Here is a 20,372-nt window from a genome sequence, read left to right as displayed (position 1 = left end):
CCGCGCACCCTACTCAAGCGGGAAGGACCGGCCGCGTTCGGCTTCCGGCCGCGGACCGAAGATGCGCCGCCGGCTCTCCTCGATGGAGACGTCGTTGATGCTCGCCTCGCGCCGGGTCATCAGCCCGTGCTCGTCGAACTCCCACAGCTCGTTGCCGTACGAGCGCCACCATCGGCCGCTCGCGTCCCGGCACTCGTACTGGAAGCGGACGGCGATGCGGTTGCCGTCGAACGCCCAGAGGTCCTTGCGCAGCGCGTACTCGTGCTCGCGCGCCCACTTCGCGGTGAGGAACTCGACGATCTGCGCGCGGCCCGTGACGAAGGTGTCGCGGTTGCGCCACACCGAGTCCGGCGAGTAGGCGAGCGCCACCCGGTGCGGGTCACGGGTGTTCCAGGCGTCCTCGGCGGCCTGGACCTTCTGCGCCGCACTCTCGCGGGTGAAGGGCGGCAGGGGCGGGCGGTCGGTCACGGCATCCTCCGGGGCGGACAGGGAGAACGATCGTTCTCCGGTACGATCGCCAACGTAGGAGAACGAGCGTTCTCACGTCAAGGAGTGGCCGGACATGGACAGCGCGACAGCCAGGGAGCGGGTGCTGGACGCCGCCGAGGAGCTGTTCTACGGACGGGGCATCCAGACCGTCGGCATGGACGAAGTCCGCGGTGCCTCCGGGGTCTCGCTCAAGCGGCTCTACCAGCTGTTTCCTGCGAAGGAGCAGCTGGTCGAGGCCTATCTGGAGCGACGGGACGGGCGCTGGCGCGGGCGGCTCGCCGCGCACGTGGAGCGCGAGGAGGATCCGGAGCGGCGCATCCTGGCGGTCTTCGACTGGCTGGAGGGATGGTTCGGCGAGGAAGGCTTCCGCGGGTGCGCGTGGATCAACTCGTACGGCGAACTGGGCGCCACGTCGTCCCTCGTGGCGGCCCAGGTCCGCGCGCACAAGCGGGCGTTCGGCGACTACCTCGCCTCGCTGGTGGCCGCTGCGGGACGGCCCGCCGCACTGGCCGGGCCGCTGTTCCTGCTGGCCGAGGGTGCCATGGTCACGGCGGGTATCACCTCAAGCACGCAACCGGCCGCCGAGGCGCGCGAGGCGGCCCGGTTGCTGCTGGAGTCCCGCTGAGGTCAGGCGGCGGCGAGGGCCGTCACGGCCGCGCGCGCCCGGGCGAGGGAGTCCGCCGCCAGGTCCTCCAGGCCCGCCAGGTGCGGCAGGAGGCCGGTGAGGGTCAGTTCGGCGGCCACGAGGTGGAGGTTCTCCGGCGCCACGCCCAGGCTGCCGAAGTAGGCCCTGAGGTACGGCGTCTGGAAGTCGTGGCGCTCGCGCGGCGTACCGGGGCCGTAGCCACCGCCGCGCGCCATGACCACGACCACGCGGGTGTCCCCCAGCAGTCTGTCGCCGGTGTCCGGATCGGCGTACGCGCCGGGGAACGTGACGCGGTCGATCCACGCCTTGAGGGACGCGGGCACGGAGAAGTTGTACATCGGGACGCCGAGCAACACGGTGTCCGCGGCGAGCAGTTCGGTGATCAGGGGCAGCGTCAGTTCCCACTCCCGCTCCTCGGCGGCGTTCTCGATCAGCGCCGGCACCTTGGCCGGCGGGACGAAGCCCTCGCGTTCCACGCGGCGGCCGAGGGTGGTGTACGCCGGGCCGAGTGCCGGGATCGGGTCGGCGGACAGATCGCGGCGGCGGTAGGGCGCCGTGCCGTTGCGTGCGCGCCATGTCCTCGCGAACAGGCCGGTCAGGCGCCTGCTGACGGAGTCGTCGGCCGTGTCGGCGCTGGAGTCGATGTGCAGGAGCGGCATGTCGGTCACCTCGGTCACGTCGGGTACGTCAGGGGGATGACGGAGCACGACGGAGAAAGGTGACCCATGGACGGGCGCGACGAGCTGGCGCGGCGGTTCGAGGAACGGCGCGGGCAGCTGCGGGCGGTGGCGCACCGCATGCTGGGCTCGGTCGACGAGGCGGAGGACGCCGTCCAGGAGGCCTGGCTGCGACTGAGCCGTACGGGCGGCGACGGCATCGACAACCTGGCGGGCTGGCTGACGACGGTGGTCTCCCGGATCTGCCTGGACATGCTGCGATCGCGCTCGTCACGGCGCGAGCAGCCGTACGGCGACGAGCAGCCGGTGGCGGGCGAGGGGAACACGCCCGAGGATGCGGCGGTGCTCGGTGACTCCGTGGGCCTCGCCCTGCTCGTGGTGCTCGACCGGCTGGGCCCCGCCGAACGGGTCGCGTTCGTGCTGCACGACCTGTTCGGCGTGCCCTTCGACCGGATCGCCCAGGTCGTGGACCGTTCCCAGCCGACCGCGAAGAAGCTCGCCAGTCGCGCCCGGCAGAAGGTCCGGGGCACTCCCGCGGTCCCGGGCACCGACCTCGATGGGCATCGGCAGGTGGTCGAGGCGTTCCTGGCCGCCGCACGGGGCGGTGACCTCGGCGGGCTGCTGGACGTGCTGGCCCCCGACGTGGTCCGGCGTGCCGACCCCGCCGCCCTGCCGCCCGGGGTGGCCCGCGAGTTGCGGGGTGCCCGGGCGGTGGCGGAGGGGACCGTGACCCTGCGCGAGCGGTCGCGGTTCGCGGCCGTCGCCCTCGTCGACGGTGACGTCGGTGTGGTTGTCGCCCCGCGCGGGCGGCTGTTGTTCGCCCTGAGGGTCACCGTCGAGGGCGGACGGATCACCGCGTACGACGTCGTCGCCGATCCGGCGCGGCTCGACCGGCTCGATCTGGGCGTCCTCGGCCTGCCGAAGCTCAGCCCACTGTCCGGGACACCGTGATGGCGGTGACGGGGCAGGCCCGGGCGGCCTCCCGGACCATGGGGTCGCCGCCGCCGTCCTCCCGGCCGGGCAGGAGGGTGCTGTAGCCGTCGTCGTCCTGGGTGAAGACGCCCGGGGCTGCCAGGGCGCACTGGCCCGCGCCGATGCAGACGTCCTTGTCGATGTCGATGCGCATGACCGGAGCCTCTTACCAGGTCACGGGGAGTTCCAGCATCCCCTGGATCGTGTCGCCGGGCTTGAAGGGGATCTCGTCCGCGGGGGCGGCGAGGCGGAGCGCGGGCAGCCGGTCGAAGAGCGTGTGCAGGGCGATCTCCAGTTCGGCACGGGCCAGGTTCTGGCCCAGGCACTGGTGGATACCGAACCCGAACGCGACGTGGTGGCGGGCCGGCCGGTGCCAGTCCAGGGTGTCGGGGTCGGCGTACACGTCCTCGTCGCGGTTGATGACCGAGGTCGCGAAGACCACGCCGTCCCCTGCCCGGATCGTCGTGCCCGCCACCTCGATGTCCTCGGTCGCCGACCGCAGCAGACCGTCGGCGATCGACAGCATCCGCATGAGCTCCTCGACCGCGGCGGGCAGGAGTGCGGGATCGTTGCGCAACTCGGCCAGCCGCTCGGGGTGTTGGAGGAGTGTGTAGGTGCCGAGCGAGATCATGTTGGCGGTCGTCTCGTGGCCCGCGACCAGCAGGATGAGCGCCAGGGAGATCGCTTCCTGGCGGTCGATCTCGCCGTCGCGCAGCTGCTGGTGGACGAGTTCGTCCAGCACGCCGTCGCCGGACTCGCGCTGTTTCCGTTTCCGGTCGATCAATTCCCCGACGTACGCGTCGAGTTGGTCGCGGGCGTCCAGGGTGTCGGCGGCCGTCGGACCGCGCAGCAGGCGTCGGGACTGTCCTTCGAAGAAGTCGTGGTCGGCGTACGGGACGCCGAGCAGGGCGCAGATCACCGTCGACGGCACGGGCAGCGCGAAGGCGCTCACCAGTTCGGCGGGCGGCCCCTGGGCCATCATCGCGTCGATCCGTTCGTCCACGACCTGCTGGATGCGCGGGCGCAGTTCGGTGGCGCGCCTGAGGGTGAAGCCGGGGATCATCATCCGCCGCTGGGTGCGGTGCTCGGGATCGTCGACGCCCAGCAACGCGGTCTTCCGGTTCCGTGCGGCCGCGAAGCGCGCCGAGGGCGCGGGGAAACCCGGCCGGGTCCGGTCGGTGGACAGGCGCGGGTCGGCCAGCAGGGCGCGGGCGGCGGCATGACCGCTGACCAGCCAGGCGGGACGGCCGTCGAAGAGGGTGATCCGGGTCAGTGGCCGGGCGGTGCGCAGCGGGTCGTAGGCGGTCGGCGGGCGGTAGGGACAGGTCCGGCTCTGGGGGAAGGCGACGGGTTCCGTTTCCGTCATGGCAGACCTCGCAGACGAAGGGTGCGTCGTGCAGATCCTCATTAGATGCCCCGGGCATCTATGGCGGGACGAGAAGTTCGGCCAGATCGGTGACGAGGGCGATATGGCCGGGGACCACCGTTTCCCGAACGCGATGGGGACGGCCCGATTCACCGCCCGGCCGGGCCTGGTCGTCGCACCTCGGAAAATCGGTTGTCCCCGAACGACCGCCACCGCCAGGATCTGGCCATGCTGAAAACCGATGCCCCGCTGCTCCTGACCGCCACCGCCGTTCGTCCGGTGCGCGTCCAGCAGCAGCCCGGCCGTCCATGGGGGCCCACGCCTGCGCGCTCATGACCGCCGCGCTCGTCGCGGGACTGCTCGCCGGGTACGGCATCGCCGTCCCCGTCGGCGCGGTCGGCGCCTATCTGGTCTCCCTCACCGCACGTACGTCCCTGCGGACCGGTGCCTGCGCCGCGCTCGGCATCGCGGCCGCCGACGGGCTCTACGCCCTGCTGGCCACCCTCGGCGGCTCCGCACTCGCCGGCGCGCTGCGGCCGGTGCTCGGACCGCTGCGCTGGGCCTCCGCCCTGGTGCTGCTGGCGCTCGCGGTACTGGGCGCCCTCACGGCCGTACGGCAGTACCGCGGCCACCGGCTCGCCACCCGCGTCGACCCGCCTCCCCCGAGCCCCGCGCGTGCCTTTCTGGCGCTGCTCGGGATCACCCTGCTCAACCCCACCACCGTGATCTACTTCGCCGCCCTGGTGCTCGGCACCCGTGCCGAGGAGGCCGTACGGCCCCTGGAACAAGGGGTGTTCGTCCTCGCGGCCTTCGTCGCGTCCGCGAGCTGGCAACTGCTGCTCGCCGGGAGCGGTGCCCTGCTGGGCCGGGCCCTGACCGGGCACCGGGGGCGGCTGGCGACGGCACTGCTGTCGAGCGCGGTGATGACGGCGTTGGCCGTGCGGATGGTGGTGGCTCCGTCGTGAGCCGGCCGGCGGTCACGGTGCGAAGGCGCGGGCCACCGCGAGGCTGTCCTCGTAGACGTGGTGGCGGACGACCAGTCCGTTCTCGACGGTGAGGTGCAGGGCGAACCTGGCGCGATAGGCGCGCCCGGTGGCCGCGGCGGTCTGCCGGATCTCACCGAGCACCACGGCGTCGGCGCCGTCCACCAGGATGCGCTCGATCTCCGTCGCCGCCTCTCCCGGACGGTGGTGCGCGGCCAGCTCCCGGTAGTGGGCGGCGGCGTCGGCGCGGGTGACGCGGTGCCGGATCCACGGCGTCGCGCTGCGGCCGTGCTCGTCCTCGGGCCAGTCCAGCTTCCAGTCGGCGGGCTCGGCGTACAGCTCGGCGATCCGCTCCGGGTCGCCCCGGCCGATCCTGCGCAGCAGTTCCTCGACCAGGGCGCGGGTCGTCGTGGTGGGGGTCGTGGGGGTCGTGGTGGTCATGGGGCCCTCTCCCTCGGACGGACGGCTGTCGTGCGGTGCGGTCACGACTGTGCCGTACGTGCTCGGCTCGGGCGATTACCCGCGAAGTAATGGCCGCCCGGCGCTCTTTGAGGCCGTTGGGGAACGCGGTATGGATGAAAGCCGTTCGTACCGATGTTGAACCGCGTAGGAGCAAGCCGCAGTCGACGACGATGGGACGGATGGCATGCCTCTTGAGGGCGAGTACGAACCCAGCCCGGAGCAGTGGGTTCGCGACCAGGTGGAGCTGTACGAGAGTTCCGGCGGCACCGAGGGGACGACTCTGCGGGACACGGGACTGCCCGTCATCCTGCTGACGACCCGGGGCGCGAAGAGCGGCAAGATACGCAAGACGCCGCTGATGCGCGTCGAACACGAGGGAAGTTACGCGGTGGTGGCATCGCAGGGCGGAGCGCCCAAGCACCCCGTCTGGTTCCACAACATCAAGGCCGATCCCCACGTGGAACTCCAGGACGGCCCGGTCAAGCAGGACATGACGGCCCGTGAGGTCACCGGCGCGGAGAAGGCCGCGTGGTGGGAGCGCTCGGTCGCGGCCTACCCCCCGTACGCCGATTACCAGAAGAAGACGGACCGGGACATTCCTGTCTTCGTGCTGGAGCCCTCGGACCGGAGCTGAAGCCTCCGGAAAAAATTCCCGCGCGGGGACGCATGGACCCGTTTCCGCCGGGCATCCGAGCCTCAGGCCCCGCCGCGTTCCCCCGTCGCGGCGGGGCTTTCCGCTGCCTCGGCGGCGGGCCGGTCGGTCACGTCGAGGAAGATCTGGCCGGTCTCCGCAACGATGCTCGCGATGGATCGCTTGATCCGCACCGCGACCTCCTCGACCCGCTCGCTGTCCAGTCCTGGCACCAGGTCGATGCGGGCGGCCACCAGCAGCGAGTCCAGCCCCATCTTCATCGTGAACAGCGCCTCCACGCTGTCGATCTCGGGCTGCGCCGCCAGCAGTGCCCGGATCCTGTCGCTGGACTCCACGTCGGCGGCCTCCCCGATCAGCTGATCCCGTGCCTCGCGGCCGAGCCGGTAGGCCACGTAGACGAGCAGAGCACCGATCGCCAGCGAGCTGGACGCCTCCCACACCACCTGCCCGGTGACCATGTGCAGCGCCATGCCGACGATCGCGAGGGTGACACCGAGCACCGCCGTACCGTCCTCGGCGACGACCGTACGCAGGGCCGGGTCGCGCAGACCGTCCATGCCCCCGCCCTGCCGGCGCACCTGGTACAGGGCCCGGACCAGCGAGCCCCCCTCGGCGAGGAGGGCGACACCCAGCACGACCAGGCCCGCCACATACCCGCTGAACTTCTCCTCCGCACCGTTTCTGAGGGCCTCGACGCCCTGGAAGAAGGAGAAGCAGCCGCCCATCACGAAGATCCCGACGGCCGCGAGGAGCGACCAGAAGAACCGCTCCTTTCCGTAGCCGAAGGGGTGGCGCCGGTCCGCGGGGCGGCGGCTGCGCCGCAGCGCGGCGAGCAGAAAGACCTCGTTCATGCTGTCGGCCACGGAGTGCGCGGCCTCCGACAGCAACGCCGGCGATGCCGCGAGGAGCCCGCCGACGGCCTTGGCGAGGGCGATCACGAGATTGGCCGCGAGCGCCACGAGCACGGTGACGCGCGTCTTCCGGTCTGCCTTCTGGTCTGAAGGCCGGTCTGCCTTCTGGTCTGAGGTCCGGTCTGCCTTCTGGTTTGAGGATGTCCCTGTCACCTCCGCCGACTGCCCCGGTCGGTGGGGCTCACACCGTGCCGTCGGCGTAAAACGGGGAACGCGTTCACCAGGGAAAGCACACGGCAGGGAGGACACATGGGTGCCGGAGACGACGGCAACAGCGCGTACGGCAAGAAGTCGTTCCAGCGGTCCAAGAGCCACTTCGCGGACCGGATCACCGCGGACGGCCGAGGCGGCTGGCCGGTGGAGGCCGGCCGCTACCGACTGGTGGCCAGCCGTGCCTGTCCGTGGGCGAGCCGCGCCCTGGTCTCCCGGCGCCTCCTCGGCCTGGAGGACGCCCTGTCCCTCGCCCTCGCCGACCCGATCCAGGACGACCGCAGCTGGCGCTTCACCCTCGACCCCGACGGCCGGGACCCCGTCCTCGGCATCCGCTACCTGAGCGAGGCCTACGACCGGCGGGAGACGGACTACCCGGGCGGTGTGAGCGTGCCCGCGATCGTGGACGTGCCCAGCGGGAAGCTGGTCACCAACGACTACCAGCGCATCACCCTGGACTTCGCCACCGAGTGGACGGCCCTGCACCGGGAAGGCGCGCCCGACCTGTATCCGCGGGCGCTGCGCGACGAGATCGACTCGGTGATGGCGGACGTCTACGAGGACGTCAACAACGGCGTGTACCGGGCGGGCTTCGCCACCGGCCAGGAGGAGTACGAGGCGGCGTGCGAGGGCGTCTTCCGGCGCCTGGACCTGCTGACACCCCGGCTGGCCAGGCAGCGCTACCTGGTCGGCGACACGATCACCGAGGCGGACATCCGGCTGTTCACCACCCTGGTCCGCTTCGACGCCGTCTACCACGGCCACTTCAAGTGCAACCGCTGGAAGCTGGCCGAGAACGAGGTCCTGTGGGCGTACGTCCGCGACCTCTACCAGACACCGGGCTTCGGCGACACCGTCGACTTCGACCACATCAAGCGGCACTACTACCAGGTGCACACCGGCATCAACCCGACCGGAATCGTGCCCCTCGGGCCGGACCTGTCGAGCTGGCTGACACCCCATCACCGGGAGGAGCTGGGTGGCCGGCCGTTCGGCGACGGGACGCCGCCGGGTCCGGTACCCGAGGGCGAAAGGATCCCGGAAGACCACCAACCCACCCGCTGACCAAGGAGATTCACGTGGCCAAGAAGAAGAAGCTGCCCTTCGTCTACAAGCCGGTCGGCTTCGTGCTGGGCTGGACGAGCGGAACACTGGCCGGACTGGCCTTCCAGAAGACCTGGAAGGCGATCCGGCACGAGGACGACGCTCCCGACGCCCTGGACCGGGACCGCGGCTGGGGAGAGATCCTGCTGGCCGCCGCGATCCAGGGCGCCATCTTCGCCGTGGTGCGCAGTGCGGTGGACCGCACGGGTGCCAAGGCCATCGAGCGCTCGACCGGTGTCTGGCCGGCCGGCGAGAAGGGCGGCCGGGACTGACCGCAGGCCCCCTCCCCGCTCGGGCGCGCCCGAGCGGGGCTCAGCCCTGCTTCGGCGCGGTCGACGGGACGAGGCGCAGGGTGAAGGAGTGGCCGGCCGGGTCGGCGTAGCCGCGTTCCTCGTAGGGTCCGGCCGCGTCCTTCGTTTCCAGGGGCCGCCCGCCCAGCCCGACCACCCCGCGCTCCGCCTCGTCCAGGTCCTCCACCACGAAGTCGAGGTGGGCCTGGAGGGCGTTCTCGGGCCGCGGCCAGCTCGGCGGCGTGGCGTTCACATCGCGCCGGAAGGCCATGCACATCCCGTCGGCACCCTTGATCTCGACCCTGTTGGCACTCTCGTGCGTCTGCTCGGCGCCCAGCAGTTCCTTGTAGAACACGGCGAGCTTCTCGGGCTCGGCGCAGTCGAGCACGACGACGCCCGCTTTGACCAGTGCCATGTCTCCTCCGAAGGTCCGGGGCGCGGAACGGTGCTGTCCCGCCGCCCTGTACCTAGCGGATATCCCGGCCCGGCCGATTCAGTCGGCAACCATCAACTCCCCGTCGCGGAAAGGCGGGTGGCGCCGACGGGCGGGAGGGGAGGGAGTATACGCAGCTCAAGAGACTTGAGCAGTAACGGAGATCACGGCCAGGTCACGGTATAGATCATTTACGCTCTGGGCAGCCTGGTACCGCTTCTCGGTTCAACTTTCGGCCACAGAAGTCCAGTTCGAGTGCCTGGGCGGTCGCCGTGACCGCCGGCCCGCAGGGGTGGGGGGCTCTGCGTCCGTCTCCCGAAAGGAAGCTCATGCCTCAGGACGTCCGTTTCGACCTCCCCTTCGACACCCCCGTCAGCGAACATCTGGAGCACGCCCGGGCGCGTCATCTGCGCTGGATCTGGGACATGGGCCTGATACGCAGCCTGGCCGGGTTCGAGGAATACAAATCCTGGGACCTTCCCCAGGCCGCGGCCCGCACCTACCCGCACGCCGGCGCGGACGACATGGTCGTCCTCATGAACTGGTTCTCGCTGGCCTTCCTCTTCGACGACCAGTTCGACGCGAACCAGCCGGACCGCGCGGACCGCATAGCGGAGGTCGCGCGCGAGCTCATCGTCACACCGCTGCGGCCTGCGGGGATCCGCCCCCGCGTGGTCTGCCCCATCACCCTGGCCTGGGCGGAGGTCTGGAACCATCTCTCTGATGGCATGTCCCTGACCTGGCAGACCCGGTTCGCCGCCTCCTGGGGGCGATTCCTCGTGGCCCACTGCGAGGAGGTCGACCTGGCGGCCCGTGGACTCGCGGGGACGCTGGGACTGGACGAGTACGCCGCGTTCCGCCGCCGTACGGTCGGCATCCACCACAGCATCGACGCGGGAGAGCGCAGCCGGGGCTTCGAGGTGCCGACGCAGGCGATGGCGCATCCCCTGATGGAGCGGATGCGCGATCTGGCCGCGGACACCATCGGGTTCATGAACGACATCCACTCCTTCGAGCGCGAGAAGCGCCGCGGCGACGGTCACAACCTGATCGCCGTGCTGCACCGGGAGCGGGACTGCTCGTGGAAGGAGGCGGCCGCCGAGGCATTCCGCATGACGACCGCCTGCCTCGACGAGTACCTGGAACTGGAGGCCCGCGTCCCGGGGATGTGCGACGAGCTCGGCCTGGACGAGGACCAGCGGGCCCGGGTGCGGATGGGCGTGGAGGCCATCCAGCACTGGATCAACGGCAACTACGAGTGGGCGCTGGTGTCGGGCCGCTACGCGGCGGCCAAGGAGGGTCCGGCGGCCGCCGCCGAACTGGCCGGCCGGGGTTCGGTGGACGACCTGCTGGCCGTGTGACACAACAGCGCTGCCCGGTCGGTGACCCGACCGGGCAGCGAAGACGCGGACCGCGCGTGCCCTACACGGGAAACTCGACCGGCAGGGAGTCCAGCCGGGACTCCCAGGTCGAGGCGGTCGAACCGAGCTCCTCCGGCGGTACGGCCAGACGCAGGCCCGGCAGCCGGTGCAGCAGGACGTCCACGCCGATCTCGATGATCGACTGCCCGATGTTCTGCCCGGGGCACTCGTGCGGTCCCCCGCTGAACGCGAGGTGCGACTGGTTGCCCTGGACGGACACCCCCGGATCGGGCCGGACCTCCGGATCGGCGTTGCCCGGCGCGAGCCCGAGGACGAGCAGGTCGCCCTCCTGGATGTGGTGTCCGCCGAGTTCGAGGTCGGTGGCCGCGAACCGCCCCGGCATGACCGCCAGCGGCGGCGAGTTCCACATGACCTCCTCCACCACCCCGGAGATGTTCAGCTGACCGCTGACCAGTCCGGCGAGGCGGGAGGCGTCGGTGAACACCAGCTGCAGCACCCGGGCCAGCAGGTTGCTGGTCGTGGTGTGCGCGGCTATCAGCACCAGCCGCAGATGGCTGACGACCTCGTCCGTGTCGAGGCCGGCGTGGTGCTCGAGGAGGGCCGTCGTGAAGTCGGAGCCCGGCTCGGTCCGCTTGCGCTCGGCGAGTTCGCCGAGGATCTGGATGATGCGGTCGTTGTGGGCGAGCGCCTCCTCACCACCCTTGAGGACGTTGGCGCAGGACTCGACCAGACTGCGCCCCTCCGCAGCGGGGAGCCCGAGGATCCGGGTGAGCACGAGCATCGGCAGGTACTCGGCGTAGTCCGCCACCAGGTCGGCCTGGCCGGCCTCCGCGAACGCGTCGATCAGTTGGTTCGCGAAGTGCGTGGCATGACGACGGACGCCGCGACTGGACGCCGCCTGCAGCCCGTCGGTGACCGCACCGCGCAGCCGGCGGTGCGGTTCGCCGTCCTGCGAGACGCAGTCGGGCCGCCAGCCGACCATCGGGATCAGCGGTGAGGTCTCCGCGACACGGCCCTCCAGCCACTCCCGCCAGATCCGCGCGTCCCGGCTGAACTGGCGGGGGTTGTCGAGCACCCGCCGGTTGTCCCGGTAGCCGAGGACCAGCCAGGCGGGAACGTCGCCCTCCAGCAGGACCGGCGCGACCGTGCCGTGTTCCTTGCGCAGCCGCTCGTAGATGCCGTGCGGGTCGGTCGCCGCCTCCGGGCCGTACAGCCGGGCGAGATCGGCCCCGCCGTGGGCGACGGGGCAGCCGCGCGGGGTGTCGGGATCGTTTAAGGGCTGGTCGTTCATCGAGGCTCCAGTGCGACGGCGGAGCGTTCCTTCAAGTGACGTATCAGAGCGACCAGTACGTCACGGCTGGAGGCCCGGTCGCGGGCGTCGCAGGCCACGATCGGGGTGTGCGGGGAGATGTCCAGGGCGTCCCGGATCTCCTCGACCGGGTGGTCCTTGGAGTCGGGGAAGACGTTCAGGGCGATCACGAAGGGGACGTTCTGCCGCTCCATCTCCTCGATCGCCCGGAAGCTGGAGGCGAGCCGGCGGGTGTCCACCAGGACGACCGCGCCGAGCGCGCCCTTGAACAGTCCGTTCCACAGGAACCAGAAGCGCTCCTGGCCCGGGGTGCCGAACAGGTAGAGCACCAGCTTCTCGTTGATGCCGATCTTGCCGAAGTCCAGGCTGACCGTGGTCTCGGTCTTGTCCGCGACGCCGATGAGGTGGTCGACGTCGGCGCTCGCCTGCGTGAGGGTCTCCTCGGTGGTGAGCGGCTTGATGTCGCTGACCGAGCGGACCATCGTGGTCTTCCCGGTCCCGAAGCCGCCGGCGATCATCACCTTCACCGAGCGGGTGCCCCCGGCGTCCGGGCCGCCGGGATGGTCAAAGCCTTTGAAGTCCACTGAGTACCTCCTCAAGGAGCGCGAGGTCTGGCCCGCGACCGGCGTCGTGCGCCGGGATGGGGTCACGGGCTTCGACGCGGCCTGCCTCCAGCAGATCCGCCAACAGCACCGCGAGAATGTTGAAGGGCAATCCGAGATGGGCGCCGAGTTCGGCCACCGACAGCGGATCGCGGCAGCGCCGGAGGATCTCCTCGTGCTCATGCTGTATGCCCGACACGGGGGCGGTGCGGGAGACGATGAGGGTTGCCACGTCGAGACTCGACGCCGAACCGCCCGGTCCGCTACGTCCTCCGGTCAGGACGTAGTAGCGCTCGAGACCGGACGGGTCCGTGGGCCGGCGGGGAGCACTCATCCAGAGTGCTCCTCCAGGCGCGGAGTGGTGCCGAGGAGCTCACCCATCCGGCGGGCCAGATCCCTCATCTGGTGTCCTAGCAGCCCCTGGTCGAGGCCTTCCCTGGCAAGGACGCCGAGATACGTCTCCACACCCGCGCGGACGACGAAGAGGTGACCGCCGTCCACCTCGATCATCGCCAGCCGCAGTTGCCCCGCGTACTTGGGGAACTGCTCGGCGACCGGCTGGGCCAGCGCCTGCAGGCCGGCCACCACGGCCGCGAAACGGTCCACGTCGTCGGGGTCTTCTGCACCAAATGAAGTGATTGCCTTGCCGTCGCTGGAGGCCACGAGGGCGAAGCGGATCTCCGGGATTGACTCCACCAGATCACGCAGCGCCCAGCTCACGTCGGTTCCCTGTTGCGTCATGTGGACTAGTCGCTCTCTTCAGTGCGGTGCTCTGCGGACTCGCGGCCATCGGCCGTTCCGTCTGCCTCGACGGACTCGCGTCCGGCGGTGGCGAAGGCGGCCAGGCCGGTGAAGGACGCGTCGGGCGGGACGGCCAGGACGCCGGCCCCCTCGGTCCGTTCGGCCGGCTGATGCCGCTCCGTCTCGCTCCGCTTGCTCCTGCGCCGGGGCAGTCCGCCGGGCGTGGTGTCCACGGCGTCGGACTCCTCCGCCGCGGACTCGACGGCGGCCGGAACCTGGGCCGGGGTGGCCGCGGCGGCCTGGACCACCGGGGCCGGGGCCGCGGGGGTGACCGCGGGCAGCTGGCTGAAGTACTTGTGCGGGACCACGACCACCACCGAGGTACCGAGCCAGGGCGAGTCCGCGAAGGTGACGCGGATGCCGTAACGACGGGCGAGGGCGCCGACGACCCGCAGGCCGAGGTTGGCGTCCTCCGAGACGCCGCCGAGGCCGGGTCCGGCCGCGGTGCCCGCGAGGGCGTTCTCGGCGTCGCGCTTCTTCTCCTCGCTCAGGCCCTTGCCGGAGTCCTGGATCTCGATGCCGACGCCGTTGGGGACCTCCTTGCCGGAGACGACCACCGGCTCGGTGGGCGGCGAGTAGCGAGCCGCGTTGTCCAGCAGATGGGCGAAGATCAGCGTGAGGTGGTCGACCAGACCGCCGTCGACGCCGAGTTCGGGCAGGTGACGCACCTGGACGCGGTGGAAGTCCTTGATGCGGCCGATGCCGCCGCGCACCACGCTCAGCAGACGCTGCGGCTCCTGCCACTGCCGGCCGGGCCGGTCCGAGCCGCCGAGCACGCCGATGCTGGCGGCCAGGCAGTCGGCGGGGCCGATCTCCTGGTCGAGCTCCATCAGGCCGCGGGCGACGGCCGGCAGGCGGCCGTGCTCGCCCTGCATCTCGTGCAGGCGACCGCGGAGCTTGCTGGTCAGCACGTGAATGCGGTTGCCGATGCTGATGACGGCCTGCTCGGCAGAGGTCGAGCGGTTGAACTCCTCCTCGACGCCGATCAGGGCGGTCCTGAGGATCTTGCGGAGTTCGGCCTGGAGGTCGGTACTGACCTTCGCACACTGGTTGGTGCTGGGCAGCAGGTCGTCGATGGCCTCACCGTCACGCAGGCGCTTGATCGCATCCGGCAGCTGCTCGCCGGCGAGGCGGGCGACCGCGTCCTGCTGGTGCGTCAGCTGTTCCTTCCAGACCCCGGCCTGGTCGGCGAGCTGCGCCTCGTAGGACGTGGCCTGGTCGGCGATCCGTGCCTCGTACGCGGTGGTCTGCTCGGCGATCCGTTCCTCGAAGGTCCGGGACTGCTCGGCCAGCTGCACCTCGTAGGCGCCTGCCTGGTCGGCGAACTGGGCCTCCTGAGCGGCACGCTCGGCCGAGAACTTCCGCTCCAGGCCCGCGACATGCTGCTGCCACTGCTGGGAGTGCTCGGCCTGCGAGGTGCGGAAGGAAGTCTCCGCCCGGCGCAGTTCGGAGCGGGTGCGGAGCAGGAGGCGAACGCACAACGCGCTGGCTGCCGTGGCGGCAACGCCCGCGACTGCGGCTGTTATTCGCTCCGAGCTCATGAACGTGGCGGCAACCGTCCCGCCTCCTAAGGCCAGCGGCATCAACCACCAGCTGTACCAGGCGACAGGGGCCCGCGCCGCCGGCGGCGGAGTGGCGAGTTCCATCTGCATCCTTCGAAGCAACACGTTCGAACAAGGGGAGTGTTCAAGGGGGGAACGCACTCATGAATACGCATCGCGAGACGACGGACCGAAATCGCATCAACTCGCAGCGCCGAAGGGGAGCTTATCGGGTTTGAGGCCCAATGGATCAACTGCACCCTCCCGGCGGAGGTGAGGGTTCCGTCACTCTCCGACAGGAACCAACACATCGACAAATCCCTTTACTTACCTGCGAAGTCCCCCGAAGTGCCCGCCGGAGCCCATGAGGTGGCCGCCGATCCGGCCTTCGCACTCCACGACGAGCACCGGGCGCGCCGGGTTCTCCAGCGTGGCAGCGCACGACCCGGTGCCGCGTTCGCACGACCGGCGGATGTCGACGCTCGGGTTGATCCGTCATACGCCGCACGCCGGCGAGGGACACCGACAGGGTGACTTCCTGGACAGCTGTCCAGCTATAGTGGACACCCGTCCAAGAAACAGAGGAAGCTCATGGAGACCCTGGCGTCCGTACTGGTCGGCCTGGTGGCCGCGTTGCATGTCTACATCCTGGTGATGGAGATGTTCCTGTGGCAGAAGAAGCCCGGCAGGGCGCTGCACGGGTTCGATCGGGAGATGGCGGCGGCGACCGCGCCGATGGCCGCCAACCAGGGGCTATACAACGGATTCCTCGCGGCGGGGCTGGTCTGGGGGCTTGTCGCCTCGGATCCCACCGGATTCCGCGCACAGGTGTTCTTCCTGGTCTGTGTCGTGGTCGCCGGCGTCTTCGGCTCCGTCACCGCGAACCGCCGCATCCTGTTCGCGCAGGCCCTGCCGGGCGCGCTCGCCCTGGGCGCCGTCCTGCTGGCCCGGTGAGCCGGGACGCCCCGCAGGACCCGCGGGCCGCGCACACGCGGGCGCGGCTGCGCCAGGCCCTCCTCGACGAGTGCGCCGAGCGGCCCCTCGCGGAGGTCGGCGTCGCCGCGCTGGTACGCCGGGCCGGGGTCGGACGAGCCACCTTCTACGTCCACTACGACGGCCTGGAGGCACTGGCGGTCGACGCCTGCGCGGACGTCGTGCGGGAGGCCGTGGACGCGCTGCACGCCTGGCGCGGCCGGCCCGACCCCGTGCACGCGCCGCCCGCGCTGGCGGAGTTCTTCGACTCGCTCGCCCCGCGCGCCGCGCTGTACCGCGTGCTGCTGGCCCCGGGCGGCGGCGGCCCGCTGGGCCGGGTGCTGCACCGGGACCTGCGCGCCTACAGCCTGCGTGAGCGCGAACTCGCGGGGGCGGCGGACGCCCCGCTGGTCGCTTCGGCCGTCGCCGCCACCTTCGCCGGGGTCCTGGCCGACTGGCTGCACGGGCTCCTCGAGGCCGATGCCCGCGACATCGCCGACCAGGTCTGGCAGTTGCTGGTCGCCCTGCACGCAAGCCGCTGAAGGGTCACGCGCAGGCCACTCCCCGCTTCGTCAGGGGCCAGGCCTCCACGCCGTCGGGCGTGCGGACGTACGCCTTGGAGGGATCGTCCGTCAGCCACAACTCCTGCTCGTCCAGACGGTATCCGGTGTCCCGGGCGTCGTCGGGCATGCGGACGTCCCCGTCGTACGGGGCGGTGAGCAGGTCGCTTTCGAACACTCCGTCGGGATCGCGGACGTACTGCCGGCTGTCCCCGCCCCGGCCCATGTACAGGAAGTGCACGCTCTGCCAGTCACAGTGCTCCGGACCGAAGTGACTGCTGAGGGTGGTGGTCGGAATCCGCTTCCCGGCCTTGTCGGTCCAGATCTCGATCTCCATGGTGTCGGTGAAACGCGCCGGGAGTTCGGCCGGATCGCAGGAGGCGTTGGTCTCCGGGCCCCAACCCGGCCGGTCCTTCTGTTCCTTGGCGACGACGACCGCGACCTTGGTCCTGCCCAACACGTCGAAGGAGAAGAGAGCGCGGTCGTCCTCCTCGCGCTCCAGGCGCCAGCCGGACCGGGGGATCTCCGGCTGCTCGATGTCGAAGTACAGCTTCAGTCCCTCCTCGGGAGTCGAACCGCCCTCGCTCCTGCCCCACGTCTCGCCCTGGCCTCCCGAGTAGACCTCTCCGTCGCACTCCAGCGCCCGCCCTGCCGCCCCCGACTCGATGAGAGCGGCTTCCTCACTGTCCTCGTCGAGGTCCTTCGTGGGCACGTACAGCGGTCCGCCGTAGGGCGTTGCCGGGGCCGTCCCCTCGACGACCAGGTCCACGTCCTCCTCGGCACCGCACCCCACGGCCCCGGCCACCACCAGTACCGCCACAGCCACCAGCCCTCTGCGCATCCCCGCCCCTGTTCCCCGTCCCCGATCACTGTCCGGTCCTACGACGCGGCAGCGGCACGGAACGTTCAGCGGGCCGCCGCATGGAACGTCCGCCGGTACGCCTGGGGCGAGACGCCGATGGAGGCGTGCAGGTGCTGGCGCAGGGAGGCACCCGTGGCGAAGCCGACCTGTCCGGCGATCTGGTCCACGGACAGGTCGCTGGCCTCCAGCAGGTGCCGTGCGCGGGCCAGGCGCTGCTGGATCAGCCAGCGGCCGGGGCTGAGGCCGACCTCCTCGCCGAAGCGGCGGGCGAAGGTGCGCAGGCTCATCCGGGCGTGGCCGGCGAGGTCGGCGAGGGTCAGGGGTTCGCCGAGACGCTCCAGGGCCCAGGCGCGGGTGGCAGCAGTGCTCGCGGCACCCTGTTCCGGGACCGGCTGCTGGATGTACTGGGCCTGGCCGCCGTCCCGGAACGGCGGGACCACGCAGCACCGGGCGACGAAGTTGGCGAGTTCGCTGCCGTGGTCCTGACGCACCAGGTGCAGGCAGACGTCGACGCCGGAGGCGGCTCCGGCCGAGGTGAGGATCCTGCCGTCGTCGACGAAGAGCACGTCCGGGTCGAGGTCGACGTTCGGGAACATGCGGCGGAACCGGTCGGCGAGATGCCAGTGGGTGGTGGCCTTGCGTCCGTCGAGCAGCCCGGCCGCGGCGAGGACGAACGCGCCCGTGCAGATGGAGACGATCCGCGCATCCGGGCGGATGTACGCAAGGGCGGCCGTGACCTCGTCCGGGAGCTCGTCGGTCACCCGGGAGGGCGAGACAGCCGGGATCACCACGGTGTCGGCCGTGGCGAGGATCTCGGGGCCGTGTTCGACGCCGATGCTGAAGTCCGCGTTGCTGCGCACCGGGCGGCCGTCGACGGTGCAGGTCAGCACCTCGTACCGGCTGCCGGCCGCGCCGAAGATCCGGCTGGGGATGCCCAGTTCGAAGGGGTACACACCGTCAAGGGCCAGAACCGCGACTCGCTCGACCCGCTCCACATGCCTCATGGCACGATCCTATCGAAGGTTGGCAATCGTGCCATTTCCCGGACGGGCGGCTCCCGGCAGGCTGTTTCACCATGAGCACTGTGAACACGATGCGAGCCATCAGCCAGGACGTCCTCGGCGGTCCCGAGGTCCTGAAGGAAGTGGAGGTGGAGCGACCGCGCCCGCGTCCGAACCAGGTGCTGGTCCGGGTCCGTGCCGCCGGCCTCAACCCCACCGACTGGAAGCACCGGGCGACCGGCGGTTTCCTGGGCGAGCCGCCCTTCGTGCTCGGCTGGGACGTCTCCGGGGTGGTCGAGGCGGTCGGCATCGGCGTCGCCACCTTCAAGCCCGGTGACGAGGTCTTCGGCATGCTGCCGTACCCGTTCGGCCACGGCTCGCACGCCGAGTACGTGATCGCCCCGGTCCGCGCCCTCACGCACAAGCCGGCCGTCATCGACCACACGCAGGCGGGCGCGCTGCCCCTGGTCTCCCTGACCGCGTGGCAGGCCCTGGTCGAGACGGCGGACCTGCAGCCGGGTCAGCGGGTGCTGATCCACGCGGCGGCCGGCGGGGTGGGGCACGTGGCCGTGCAGATCGCCAAGGCACGGGGCGCGTACGTGATCGGCACGGCGAGCGCGGGCAAGCACGACTTCCTGCGCGAGATCGGCGTGGACGAGGCGATCGACTACCGGGAGACGGACTTCGCCGAGGCCGTGAAGGACGTGGACGTCGTCCTGGACACGCTCGGCGGCGAGACGTCCGTGAAGTCGCTGCGCGTACTGCGTCCGGGCGGGCTCGTGGTGTCGATCCTGCCGGTCGGGTCGGACGACCTCTACGAGGAGGCCGAGCGGCTCGGCGTACGGGCCCTGAGGATGCTCGTGGACGCCGACCGGGCCGGGATGCGGGCGATCGTGGACCTCGTGGAGCAGGGGAAGCTGAGGGCCACGATCGCGGGCACCTTCCCGTTGGCCGATGCCGCCGAGGCGCATGCGCTGGGCGACACCGGCCGGACCACGGGAAAGCTCGTCCTGGTGGCGGACTGAGTCAGAAGGTGAGCACGGGCTTGATCGCCTTGCCCGCACCCATGTCCCGGACCGCCTGGTCGATGTCCGCGAACGGATAGGTGCTGATCAGGCGGTGCAGCGGGAGCCGTCCCTCCTTCACCAGCCGGACCAGGGCGGGGATGAAGGTCTGCGTCTCGGCGTCGCCGAGGGTGAGACCGACGACCTGCTTGCCGCCGAGCATCCCGTTCACGTCGAGGGCGACCTCGGTGCCGAACGGCGGGGCGCCGACGACGACCAGGGTGCCGCGGGCGGCGAGCGCGTCGACGCCCTGGCGCAGGACGGCGACATTGCCGGTGGTCTCCACGACGCCGTCGGCGCCCTGGCCGCCGGTGATCTCGGCGAGGGCCTCGGCGAGATCGGTCTGGCTCGCGTTGACGGTGTGGGTGGCCCCCAACTCCTTTGCCAGCGACAGGCGTTCGGCGACCCGGTCGACGGCGACGATCGTGGTGGCGGGGGTGAGGGCGGCGGCCATGACCGCCGACAGGCCGACGGCTCCGGCGCCGAGGACGACGACGGCGGAGCCGGTGGTCGGCTTCAGCACGTTCCACACGGCGCCGACGCCGGTCTGGACACCGCAGCCCAGCGGGGCGATCGACTCCAGCGGTACGTCCGGGTCGACCTTGACGAGGCTGCGCTCGTCCACGAGGGCCCGCTCGGCGAACGAGGACTGGCCGAAGAAGTGGCCGCCGAGCGGCTCTCCGTCCCGGCTGATGGTGCTGCTGCCGTCGGCGCGGCGGCCGCCGATGAGGTTCAGCGGCAGCCAGGTGGCGCAGTAGGCGGGGTGGCCGCCCCGGCAGTTGCGGCAGTCGCCGCAGGAGGTGAAGGACAGCACGACGTGGTCGCCGGGCGCGAGGCCGGTGACGTCGGAGCCGACTGCCTCGACGACACCGGCACCCTCGTGGCCCAGGACGCCGGGCAGCGGGAAGGGCAGACCGCCGCTCGCCACGCCGAGGTCGGTGTGGCACAGGCCGGTGGCCACCATGCGGACGACCGCCTCGTGCGGGCCGGGCTCGTCGAGCTGGACGTCGGAGAGGGTGAAGGGTGCTCCGCCGGACTCGACGACGGCGGCGCGGGTGGTGATGGACATCGTGGGAACTCCCT

At 71.1% G+C, this 20,372-nt stretch carries 25 protein-coding genes; 10 read left to right on the top strand and 15 right to left on the bottom strand.

Translation table 11 applies throughout. The annotated features are described in order from the left end of the window. Nucleotides 1-9: 9 nt before the first annotated feature. Nucleotides 10-468: a nuclear transport factor 2 family protein gene (locus ADK57_RS26780; RefSeq protein ID WP_053752139.1), complete on the bottom strand. Its 459-nt coding sequence runs from the start codon at nt 466-468 to the stop codon at nt 10-12. A gap of 94 nt (nt 469-562) precedes the next feature. On the opposite strand from ADK57_RS26780, the gene ADK57_RS26775 reads away from it, so the two are divergent. Then, the gene (locus ADK57_RS26775; protein ID WP_053752138.1) at nt 563-1,114 is read left to right on the top strand and encodes a TetR/AcrR family transcriptional regulator; all 552 of its coding nucleotides are present in this window, start codon (nt 563-565) and stop codon (nt 1,112-1,114) included. A 2-nt stretch (nt 1,115-1,116) separates the two neighbouring features. On the opposite strand, the gene ADK57_RS26770 is transcribed toward ADK57_RS26775, so the two are convergent. Beyond that, a complete protein-coding gene (locus ADK57_RS26770; protein WP_053752202.1) occupies nt 1,117-1,794 on the bottom strand; it encodes an FMN-dependent NADH-azoreductase in 678 nt (225 codons plus the stop codon). Between the two features lie 66 nt (nt 1,795-1,860). Here ADK57_RS26770 and ADK57_RS26765 point away from each other — a divergent pair, with 66 nt between their 5' ends. Beyond that, entirely contained in the window at nt 1,861-2,763 is a 903-nt protein-coding gene (locus ADK57_RS26765) for a sigma-70 family RNA polymerase sigma factor (RefSeq protein ID WP_053752137.1), read from the top strand. Here the strand turns inward: ADK57_RS26765 and ADK57_RS26760 are convergent. Both ADK57_RS26760 and ADK57_RS26755 read right to left on the bottom strand, forming a co-directional pair. Next, nucleotides 2,738-2,938 carry a ferredoxin gene (locus ADK57_RS26760; RefSeq protein ID WP_053752136.1) on the bottom strand — a complete coding sequence of 67 codons (201 nt, stop codon included), beginning with the start codon at nt 2,936-2,938 and terminating at the stop codon, nt 2,738-2,740. The genes ADK57_RS26765 and ADK57_RS26760 overlap by 26 nt on opposite strands. Before the next feature lie 12 nt (nt 2,939-2,950). Beyond that, a complete protein-coding gene (locus ADK57_RS26755) occupies nt 2,951-4,150 on the bottom strand; it encodes a cytochrome P450 (RefSeq protein ID WP_053752135.1) in 1,200 nt (399 codons plus the stop codon). A 332-nt stretch (nt 4,151-4,482) separates the two neighbouring features. Here ADK57_RS26755 and ADK57_RS26750 point away from each other — a divergent pair, with 332 nt between their 5' ends. Continuing rightward, nucleotides 4,483-5,115: a LysE family transporter gene (locus ADK57_RS26750; RefSeq protein WP_107091651.1), complete on the top strand. Its 633-nt coding sequence runs from the start codon at nt 4,483-4,485 to the stop codon at nt 5,113-5,115. Between the two features lie 12 nt (nt 5,116-5,127). Here ADK57_RS26750 and ADK57_RS26745 read toward each other — a convergent pair whose 3' ends face one another. After that, the gene (locus ADK57_RS26745) at nt 5,128-5,574 is read right to left on the bottom strand and encodes a nuclear transport factor 2 family protein (protein ID WP_053752133.1); all 447 of its coding nucleotides are present in this window, start codon (nt 5,572-5,574) and stop codon (nt 5,128-5,130) included. 205 nt (nt 5,575-5,779) lie between these two features. Between ADK57_RS26745 and ADK57_RS26740 the strand changes: the two genes are divergently transcribed. Next, entirely contained in the window at nt 5,780-6,229 is a 450-nt protein-coding gene (locus ADK57_RS26740; protein ID WP_053752132.1) for a nitroreductase family deazaflavin-dependent oxidoreductase, read from the top strand. 62 nt (nt 6,230-6,291) lie between these two features. Here the strand turns inward: ADK57_RS26740 and ADK57_RS26735 are convergent, their stop codons facing one another. Further along, nucleotides 6,292-7,311 (bottom strand): cation diffusion facilitator family transporter, encoded by a 1,020-nt coding sequence (locus tag ADK57_RS26735; protein ID WP_078973345.1) that lies wholly within the window; start codon nt 7,309-7,311, stop codon nt 6,292-6,294. A gap of 96 nt (nt 7,312-7,407) precedes the next feature. Between ADK57_RS26735 and ADK57_RS26730 the strand changes: the two genes are divergently transcribed. Beyond that, entirely contained in the window at nt 7,408-8,433 is a 1,026-nt protein-coding gene (locus ADK57_RS26730; protein WP_053752130.1) for a glutathione S-transferase family protein, read from the top strand. A 14-nt stretch (nt 8,434-8,447) separates the two neighbouring features. Then, entirely contained in the window at nt 8,448-8,744 is a 297-nt protein-coding gene (locus tag ADK57_RS26725; protein ID WP_053752129.1) for a DUF4235 domain-containing protein, read from the top strand. 40 nt (nt 8,745-8,784) lie between these two features. Here ADK57_RS26725 and ADK57_RS26720 read toward each other — a convergent pair whose 3' ends face one another. Further along, nucleotides 8,785-9,177 (bottom strand): VOC family protein, encoded by a 393-nt coding sequence (locus ADK57_RS26720; RefSeq protein WP_053752128.1) that lies wholly within the window; start codon nt 9,175-9,177, stop codon nt 8,785-8,787. A gap of 347 nt (nt 9,178-9,524) precedes the next feature. On the opposite strand from ADK57_RS26720, the gene ADK57_RS26715 reads away from it, so the two are divergent. After that, nucleotides 9,525-10,556, top strand: coding sequence for a 7-epi-alpha-eudesmol synthase (locus ADK57_RS26715; protein WP_053752127.1), 1,032 nt, complete (start codon nt 9,525-9,527; stop codon nt 10,554-10,556). Between the two features lie 61 nt (nt 10,557-10,617). Here the strand turns inward: ADK57_RS26715 and ADK57_RS26710 are convergent, their stop codons facing one another. The 5 genes from ADK57_RS26710 to ADK57_RS26690 are packed head-to-tail and all read right to left on the bottom strand — an operon-like array spanning nt 10,618 to nt 14,935. Continuing rightward, nucleotides 10,618-11,868: a cytochrome P450 gene (locus ADK57_RS26710; RefSeq protein ID WP_053752126.1), complete on the bottom strand. Its 1,251-nt coding sequence runs from the start codon at nt 11,866-11,868 to the stop codon at nt 10,618-10,620. Continuing rightward, the gene (locus ADK57_RS26705; RefSeq protein ID WP_053752125.1) at nt 11,865-12,470 is read right to left on the bottom strand and encodes a GTP-binding protein; all 606 of its coding nucleotides are present in this window, start codon (nt 12,468-12,470) and stop codon (nt 11,865-11,867) included. Before ADK57_RS26705 ends, ADK57_RS26710 begins: the two co-directional genes overlap by 4 nt. Beyond that, complete coding sequence (locus tag ADK57_RS26700; RefSeq protein WP_053752124.1) at nt 12,451-12,822, bottom strand: DUF742 domain-containing protein; 372 nt, start codon at nt 12,820-12,822, stop codon at nt 12,451-12,453. Before ADK57_RS26700 ends, ADK57_RS26705 begins: the two co-directional genes overlap by 20 nt. Next, nucleotides 12,819-13,229 (bottom strand): roadblock/LC7 domain-containing protein, encoded by a 411-nt coding sequence (locus ADK57_RS26695; RefSeq protein WP_030043913.1) that lies wholly within the window; start codon nt 13,227-13,229, stop codon nt 12,819-12,821. Before ADK57_RS26695 ends, ADK57_RS26700 begins: the two co-directional genes overlap by 4 nt. A gap of 5 nt (nt 13,230-13,234) precedes the next feature. Then, nucleotides 13,235-14,935 (bottom strand): sensor histidine kinase, encoded by a 1,701-nt coding sequence (locus ADK57_RS26690; protein WP_053752123.1) that lies wholly within the window; start codon nt 14,933-14,935, stop codon nt 13,235-13,237. 486 nt (nt 14,936-15,421) lie between these two features. Here ADK57_RS26690 and ADK57_RS26685 point away from each other — a divergent pair, with 486 nt between their 5' ends. After that, nucleotides 15,422-15,784: a DUF1304 domain-containing protein gene (locus tag ADK57_RS26685; RefSeq protein WP_053752122.1), complete on the top strand. Its 363-nt coding sequence runs from the start codon at nt 15,422-15,424 to the stop codon at nt 15,782-15,784. Beyond that, nucleotides 15,781-16,344, top strand: a complete 564-nt coding sequence (locus ADK57_RS26680; RefSeq protein WP_053752121.1) for a TetR/AcrR family transcriptional regulator — start codon at nt 15,781-15,783, stop codon at nt 16,342-16,344. Before ADK57_RS26685 ends, ADK57_RS26680 begins: the two co-directional genes overlap by 4 nt. 4 nt (nt 16,345-16,348) lie before the next feature. Here ADK57_RS26680 and ADK57_RS26675 read toward each other — a convergent pair whose 3' ends face one another. Together ADK57_RS26675 and ADK57_RS26670 are read right to left on the bottom strand one after the other, a co-directional pair. Next, nucleotides 16,349-17,203: a hypothetical protein gene (locus ADK57_RS26675; RefSeq protein WP_053752120.1), complete on the bottom strand. Its 855-nt coding sequence runs from the start codon at nt 17,201-17,203 to the stop codon at nt 16,349-16,351. A 65-nt stretch (nt 17,204-17,268) separates the two neighbouring features. After that, nucleotides 17,269-18,228, bottom strand: coding sequence for a GlxA family transcriptional regulator (locus ADK57_RS26670; RefSeq protein ID WP_053752119.1), 960 nt, complete (start codon nt 18,226-18,228; stop codon nt 17,269-17,271). Between the two features lie 71 nt (nt 18,229-18,299). Here ADK57_RS26670 and ADK57_RS26665 point away from each other — a divergent pair, with 71 nt between their 5' ends. After that, a complete protein-coding gene (locus ADK57_RS26665) occupies nt 18,300-19,250 on the top strand; it encodes an NADP-dependent oxidoreductase (protein ID WP_053752118.1) in 951 nt (316 codons plus the stop codon). Nucleotide 19,251: 1 nt separating this feature from the next. On the opposite strand, the gene ADK57_RS26660 is transcribed toward ADK57_RS26665, so the two are convergent. Beyond that, nucleotides 19,252-20,358 (bottom strand): NAD(P)-dependent alcohol dehydrogenase, encoded by a 1,107-nt coding sequence (locus ADK57_RS26660; RefSeq protein ID WP_053752117.1) that lies wholly within the window; start codon nt 20,356-20,358, stop codon nt 19,252-19,254. Nucleotides 20,359-20,372: the final 14 nt, after the last annotated feature.

The organism is Streptomyces sp. MMG1533, assembly GCF_001279775.1.
GTDB lineage: Bacteria > Actinomycetota > Actinomycetes > Streptomycetales > Streptomycetaceae > Streptomyces.
The sequence above is the reverse complement of the archived record's forward strand: the minus strand, read 5'-3'. Positions and strand labels throughout refer to the sequence as shown.

Coding starts and splice junctions, on each gene's coding strand:
- ADK57_RS26760 (WP_053752136.1), bottom strand. CDS start 2,938: ATGCGCATCGACATCGACAAGGACGTCTGCATCGGCGCGGGCCAGTGC.
- ADK57_RS26765 (WP_053752137.1), top strand. CDS start 1,861: ATGGACGGGCGCGACGAGCTGGCGCGGCGGTTCGAGGAACGGCGCGGG.
- ADK57_RS26670 (WP_053752119.1), bottom strand. CDS start 18,228: ATGAGGCATGTGGAGCGGGTCGAGCGAGTCGCGGTTCTGGCCCTTGAC.
- ADK57_RS26755 (WP_053752135.1), bottom strand. CDS start 4,150: ATGACGGAAACGGAACCCGTCGCCTTCCCCCAGAGCCGGACCTGTCCC.
- ADK57_RS26685 (WP_053752122.1), top strand. CDS start 15,422: ATGGAGACCCTGGCGTCCGTACTGGTCGGCCTGGTGGCCGCGTTGCAT.
- ADK57_RS26740 (WP_053752132.1), top strand. CDS start 5,780: ATGCCTCTTGAGGGCGAGTACGAACCCAGCCCGGAGCAGTGGGTTCGC.
- ADK57_RS26665 (WP_053752118.1), top strand. CDS start 18,300: ATGAGCACTGTGAACACGATGCGAGCCATCAGCCAGGACGTCCTCGGC.
- ADK57_RS26730 (WP_053752130.1), top strand. CDS start 7,408: ATGGGTGCCGGAGACGACGGCAACAGCGCGTACGGCAAGAAGTCGTTC.
- ADK57_RS26675 (WP_053752120.1), bottom strand. CDS start 17,203: ATGCGCAGAGGGCTGGTGGCTGTGGCGGTACTGGTGGTGGCCGGGGCC.
- ADK57_RS26750 (WP_107091651.1), top strand. CDS start 4,483: ATGACCGCCGCGCTCGTCGCGGGACTGCTCGCCGGGTACGGCATCGCC.
- ADK57_RS26745 (WP_053752133.1), bottom strand. CDS start 5,574: ATGACCACCACGACCCCCACGACCCCCACCACGACGACCCGCGCCCTG.
- ADK57_RS26700 (WP_053752124.1), bottom strand. CDS start 12,822: ATGAGTGCTCCCCGCCGGCCCACGGACCCGTCCGGTCTCGAGCGCTAC.
- ADK57_RS26690 (WP_053752123.1), bottom strand. CDS start 14,935: ATGGAACTCGCCACTCCGCCGCCGGCGGCGCGGGCCCCTGTCGCCTGG.
- ADK57_RS26770 (WP_053752202.1), bottom strand. CDS start 1,794: ATGCCGCTCCTGCACATCGACTCCAGCGCCGACACGGCCGACGACTCC.
- ADK57_RS26710 (WP_053752126.1), bottom strand. CDS start 11,868: ATGAACGACCAGCCCTTAAACGATCCCGACACCCCGCGCGGCTGCCCC.
- ADK57_RS26715 (WP_053752127.1), top strand. CDS start 9,525: ATGCCTCAGGACGTCCGTTTCGACCTCCCCTTCGACACCCCCGTCAGC.
- ADK57_RS26660 (WP_053752117.1), bottom strand. CDS start 20,358: ATGTCCATCACCACCCGCGCCGCCGTCGTCGAGTCCGGCGGAGCACCC.
- ADK57_RS26695 (WP_030043913.1), bottom strand. CDS start 13,229: ATGACGCAACAGGGAACCGACGTGAGCTGGGCGCTGCGTGATCTGGTG.
- ADK57_RS26720 (WP_053752128.1), bottom strand. CDS start 9,177: ATGGCACTGGTCAAAGCGGGCGTCGTCGTGCTCGACTGCGCCGAGCCC.
- ADK57_RS26775 (WP_053752138.1), top strand. CDS start 563: ATGGACAGCGCGACAGCCAGGGAGCGGGTGCTGGACGCCGCCGAGGAG.